At 59.9% G+C, this 5506-nt stretch carries 5 protein-coding genes and 2 pseudogenes; 1 reads left to right on the top strand and 6 read right to left on the bottom strand.

The window, feature by feature from the left end; translation table 11 throughout:
- Positions 1 to 197: 197 nt before the first annotated feature.
- Positions 198 to 314 (bottom strand): annotated as a pseudogene (locus L995_RS34895) (helix-turn-helix domain-containing protein); the annotation flags it as partial.
- Between the two features lie 92 nt (positions 315 to 406).
- Complete coding sequence (tet(G), locus tag L995_RS14030) at positions 407 to 1582, bottom strand: tetracycline efflux MFS transporter Tet(G) (RefSeq protein ID WP_047472349.1); 1176 nt, start codon at positions 1580 to 1582, stop codon at positions 407 to 409.
- 104 nt (positions 1583 to 1686) lie between these two features.
- On the opposite strand from tet(G), the gene tetR reads away from it, so the two are divergent.
- Positions 1687 to 2313 carry a tetracycline resistance transcriptional repressor TetR gene (tetR, locus tag L995_RS14025; protein ID WP_047472347.1) on the top strand — a complete coding sequence of 209 codons (627 nt, stop codon included), beginning with the start codon at positions 1687 to 1689 and terminating at the stop codon, positions 2311 to 2313.
- Here tetR and L995_RS34355 read toward each other — a convergent pair.
- The 4 genes and pseudogenes from L995_RS34355 to L995_RS14010 form a co-directional block, all read right to left on the bottom strand.
- Positions 2310 to 2414, bottom strand: a pseudogene (locus tag L995_RS34355) (DUF3363 domain-containing protein); the annotation flags it as partial. The gene tetR and the pseudogene L995_RS34355 overlap by 4 nt on opposite strands.
- 214 nt (positions 2415 to 2628) lie before the next feature.
- Positions 2629 to 2853, bottom strand: a complete 225-nt coding sequence (locus L995_RS33845) for a helix-turn-helix domain-containing protein (RefSeq protein ID WP_231574428.1) — start codon at positions 2851 to 2853, stop codon at positions 2629 to 2631.
- A gap of 28 nt (positions 2854 to 2881) precedes the next feature.
- A complete protein-coding gene (floR, locus tag L995_RS14015) occupies positions 2882 to 4096 on the bottom strand; it encodes a chloramphenicol/florfenicol efflux MFS transporter FloR (protein ID WP_047472345.1) in 1215 nt (404 codons plus the stop codon).
- A gap of 217 nt (positions 4097 to 4313) precedes the next feature.
- Complete coding sequence (locus L995_RS14010; protein WP_082001551.1) at positions 4314 to 5435, bottom strand: DUF3363 domain-containing protein; 1122 nt, start codon at positions 5433 to 5435, stop codon at positions 4314 to 4316.
- Between the last annotated feature and the right edge of the window lie 71 nt (positions 5436 to 5506).

Here is a 5506-nt window from a genome sequence, read left to right as displayed (position 1 = left end):
CGATGGTGTGCGTCAGCTGGGTGAGCTCTGGGCTGGTCGGCGCCTTGACCCAGCGGAAACGCGCTGGCCGCCATGCCGGCGGTCTTAATCGCATGGTCCAATAGATCGACACCGGCCGCGATCCGCTCGACGAAGTGGCGACCGGCCTCGGTTAGTCGGACACCTCGTGCATGGCGCTCGAACAGGAGGATGCCAAGGTCTTCCTCCAGTGCCTTCACGCGCGCGCTGACGCTGGATTGCGCCACGCCGAGCGCATTGGCGGCGTGGCGGAAGTTCAGGTATTCGGCGACGGCGAGAGTGTGAACTAAGGTCATCATCGGCACTCGCCCCGAGAGGAGATGATGGCTCAACGGATTTAATCCGTCATTCCTCGTAAGTCTACGCATACCAATTCGCCATGACTCAATCACAATGAAGTTGCGAAAGGTCTGCGTAGTATTGGCAGACATATTAAATAGAGGATCGCGCCGACAATCCAAACCCAACCGTTCCATGCTCCTATGGTAGCAGAATAGAGTGCCGTGAAGCCAAGCGGTCCCGCGATTGAGCTTAGATTGGTGAGGCTTGTAAGCGTTCCCTGTAAAGCTCCTTGCTTGTTACTGCTGACATTATTTGAAAGCATTGCCTGCAAGGCCGGCATGCCAACACCTCCGGCGGCAAGCAGTAACAAAATCGGGAACACCATCCATCCCTGCGTGGCAAAAGCCAGAAGAATGAAGCCAGTCGCATCCGCAGCCATGCCAAAGAGTAGCGTGCGCCGCTCTCCAAGCCGGCTTGAAAGCGGACCGGTAACAAACGCTTGGAAGATCGCATGTGTTGCTCCAAATGCCGCAAGCGACAAACCAACAGTCGTGGTGTCCCACTGAAAACGGTCCTCGCCATAGATGACCCATAGGGCCGCAGGCACTTGGCCGATCAGTTGAATAATGAAGAAAACTGCGAAAAGCGCAGCTAGCCCGCGCAATGTATCATCCAGCCGGAACAGAACGAATGGTTTGATGCGAACCGGCTTTCCGGTCCCGCCATGGCTGTGATGAGTCTCCTTGAGAAAAATGTAGGCAAGCAGGAACGCGAAGCCGTTGAGAAGGGCAGCGGCGATAAACGGAGCATGGGCAGAAATACCACCGAGCATACCACCAAGTGCTGGCCCGGCAATCATGCCTGCTCCATAACAGGCCCCCATGTAGCCGAACCAGCGTGCGCGAGAACCTTCCCCCGTCGAATCGGCAATGGTTGAGGCAGCTACGGCGCCGGTTGCTCCCGTGACACCAGAAACGATTCGGCCGATATAGAGAACCCATAAGACCGGCGCTGATGCCATAATCGTGTAATCGACTGCGGCCCCCGCAAGAGAAGCCAGAAGCACCGGACGCCGACCGTAAGCATCTGAAAACTGACCAAGCACGGGCGCGAAGATGACCTGCATCAACGCATAGAGTGACAGCAAAGCACCATAGTGACCAGCGACCTGCTCCGCCGGCACAAGCTCGCGCAGAAGCGTCGGAAGGACCGGCATGATGAGGCCGAGTCCCATGGCGTCGAGACTGACGATCAGCAGGGCGATGATGGCAGAGCTGTGCACCTGAAACTCCAGCGCCGCTCAATGCGAGCGACTTTATCAACGATAAGGATGTGGACATAATACTTATCAATGATAAATTGTCAAGCACTGGCAGAGGAACGTGAATGACCAAACTGGACAAGGGCACCGTGATCGCGGCGGCGCTGGAGTTGCTGAACGAGGTTGGCATGGACAACCTGACGACGCGAAAGCTCGCTGAACGCCTCAAGGTTCAGCAGCCTGCGCTTTACTGGCATTTCCAGAGCAAGCGCGCGCTGCTTGACGCACTTGCGGAGGCGATGCTGGCGGAACGCCACACCCGGTCGCTGCCCAAGGAAGGCGAGGACTGGCGGGTGTACCTGAAAGAAAACGCCCTGAGTTTCAGAACGGCGTTGCTCTATTATCGCGACGGCGCGCGCATCCATGCCGGCACTCGACCGACGGAACCGAATTTTGGCACTGCCGAGACACAAATACGCTTTCTCTGCGCGGCGGGTTTTGGTCCGAAGCACGCTGTTTGGGCGCTCCGGGCGGTCAGTCACTATGTGGTCGGTTCCGTTCTCGAACAGCAGGCATCTGATGCCGATGAGAGAATGTCGGACAGATCAGATGTGTCTGGGCAGGCAGCATCATCCTTCCTGCACGATCTGTTTCACGAGTTGGAAACAGAAGGCATAGATGCTGCGTTCAACTTCGGACTTGACAGCCTCATCACCGGTTTCGAGCGGCTACGTTCATCTACAACAGATTAGGGGCTTATCCCCCTCTGCGGCGCGAGTTGCCACAATTCCGGTCCGCCCTGCACGACGCCCATGACCTCGCGGCCGAGCTGGCGGTCGATGACCGGCCGCCAGCGGTGCCCTCCGTGATTTCGATGTCGAGATTGGGATAGTCCTTCCGATACTGGCCGACCAGCTCTGCAAGGAAGCTGCCCGGAATCAGGGCATAGACACCGATGCGTAGCCGGCCGCATTCGCCTTGCGCTGTCATGCCGGCGGTCTTGACGGCGTGATCGAGCTGATCGACGCCCACCGCGACCAGCTCCATGAAATGCCTGCCTGCATCCGTTAGCCGGACGCCTCGCGCATGGCGCTCGAACAGCAGGACACCAAGATTTTCTCCAGCGCCTTCACGCCCGCGCTGACGCTCGACTGACTGACGCCGAGCGCGTTGGCCGCGTGCCGAAAATTCAGATGCTCGGCAACGGCCATGAACTGAACAAGGGAAATGAGCGGTATCCCGCCGGACAGGATACCGCCATCCATGAAGCTGCGATGACGGGTGCGCCGCATGGGTGCCGACCGTCCTGCCAGTCGCCGGTCAGACGACCGGCGACCTCTCGGCGTGAACCTCACGGGAGCGAAGTAGCACCAGACCCGTCAATACCAACACCGCCATCGTCGTCGCGTAACAGATCACGGGCCATGCTGTGTCACCGTTTATTAGCGTTACCGCCAATGTCCCGACGATGCTAACAATCAGGCTTTGGATGCAGAAGTAGAACGCGACCGCTGATCCCGCGATGTCATCAAACTGTGCAAGTGCGCCGTTGGCGGTAACGGACACTGTGAAGACAATGCCGACCGCCATAACCCACATCGGCAGGATGAAGGTGAGGAATGACGGCGAGCCGAAAAATTCACCCATCCCCAACAGAGCCGCCCCGCAAACGAGCAACGTCATCCCGCGCGCCACGCATCCCGCAATGCCCCATCTGGCGACAAAGGACTTCGCAAAACGGGTTGTCACGATCATGACGAACGCGACAGTGGCAAAGGCCAAGCTGAATCCGATCTCCGAATAGCCCGCTTGGCCTATGAGTACACGGGGGGCTGTCGAGAAGAAGACGAAGAAGGTGCCCATGCCCGCGCTAAAGCCGACCGTGTAAACCCAAAAGGCCGGGCTGGCGAAGATAGGCAAAACGGACCGGCGAGTCTTCGCTTCATCAAACGGGCGGGTTTCGTGCCACCTCAAACCGGCATTCAAGAGTGCGGGCAAAGCCAGTGCGGCCAGCGTGACGAATATCGCTCGCCATCCGAAAAACTCGCCGATCAACGCTCCAGCGATGGGGCCGAGGGCGGGGACGAAGGCCAGCATCGAACTGAAAATACCGTAGATGACGACGCCCTCGGGCCGGCTGGCATAAACGTCACGAACTGTTGCGAACGTCGCCACCAGCGCGGCAGACGCGCCGACCGCTTGTAGTAGACGGAAAGCGACGAAGGCTGTGGCCGTTGACGACCATGCCGCTCCGAGAGACGCGACGACGAAAACCGCTCCGCCCGCGAGCAAGATTGGCCGTCGACCAATGCGATCTGAAATCGGCCCAAAGATTACTTGGCCCACGCCGAGCATCACCATGTAGAGGCTCAGCGTGAGTTGGATTATGGAAGGAGTCGTATTCAGGATGCCCGGCATCGCTGGAACGACTGGAAGATAAATATCCATCGCCAGCGAAGCGAGGATATCGAAGGGGGCCATCAGCAGGAGCGCTGTCGGCAACGTATAGGCCCACGCGGGGCGTGTAGTAGTCATGAGAAATCAACCGCTCGATAGGAAGCACCGGGCGGCGTCTGCTCGTCAGCAATCAGGTGGGATTGGTCTTACAGAGCGCCGCAACAACAATTCAGGTTGTTGCGGCTTACTTGTCTGCTGACTTAAGGCTTCCCATGCTGACGTTCCCAAAACGAAAAAACTGGATACCGCCATTATATGTAATCCCCGCTTGCTTAGCAATGCAGAACGGTGGCCGTCAGCGTTCGAGGCCCCTCTGACGGCCCAACTGCCACGACACCGATCCGCCCTGCACGACGCCCATGACCTCGCGGCCGAGCTGGCGGTCAATGACCGGCCGCCACGGGACAAGGGTAAATTCATGGGATTGCTCGACCACGGCGAACTTGCCGCTCGATAGCTGCACGGTGCCGGTGAACTTGCCGCTGACATTTTCGCCGTCCGTGGCGGCGCGGAACGGCAGTCCCGTGCTCTCGGCCATCTCCGCGCCGACGCGGGCAACCTCTCGCTCGCGCAAGGTGGCGAGAAGGCTGCGCCGATAGAAGATGCGGCCGTTCCGCGCTCGGGTAGCGTCGCCCTGTTCGATGTGATGCTCGCGGCGCTGGTCCATCGCCTCGCGCACCTGTTGGCCGAAGCCGACCGACGCAAGGTCGGCCGTTTCGGCATGGATCAATCGCCGGTCCAGCCATGTCGCGCCGTCTGATCCGATCTGCTTTTCCAGACCGACCGGGGACAGGACGCGCACGCTGGCTTGCCGTTCCCGGCCGGCATCATAGACGGCGGCGCGGCTGACCAGATCATCGGGGATGCTCCATTGGTCGGCGTCGATGCGCTCGACGATGCCGGCGCGGCGCAGCGCCTCCAGTCGGCGGACATGGGCATTGACATAGCCCTCGTAGTCGCCGCTCGGAACGCGGCCCTCGAACTTGGCCTGCTCCAGATGGCGGCTCGGGCGATAGATGCCGTCCTCGGCGATGGCGGTGATGGTGCGGTCGGACGGTCGGGTTGCCACCTCGGCCGGGCCGATCTCGATGACGCTGCCGATGCGGGCATCCTCCAGCCGCTCGGGCGCAATGCCGGCGATGTGGTGTGTCCAGCCGTCGATGCCGTCCACCACGATTGTCAGGTTCTCGCCTAGCTCGTCGGACAGATGTTTATCCACGACGCGGCCAAAGATCGGCGTCTCGGGCACTCCGTCATGGATTTGGAAGCTCATGGGATCGCGTTCGCCGCCCTGCGGGCCGAGTGCCTTCTGTATGGTGCGGATAATGTCGCCGCGCTCGCCCAACTCGCGCAGGGCCGGCTCCATGTCCTTGCTCAGTTCCCAAACCGCAGGCGCGTGTTCGGTCGCCAGCCCCATCTTCTACGTATAGGAAGAATAAACGCCCTTTTCACCCAAGTCCAACAGCTTTGGACCGCAGTTGACTCTTT

Origin of the sequence: Delftia sp. ZNC0008 (genome assembly GCF_000799035.1) — a bacterium.
Taxonomy (GTDB): Bacteria; Pseudomonadota; Gammaproteobacteria; order Burkholderiales; family Burkholderiaceae_C; genus Comamonas; species Comamonas tsuruhatensis.
The sequence above is the reverse complement of the archived record's forward strand: the minus strand, read 5'-3'. Positions and strand labels throughout refer to the sequence as shown.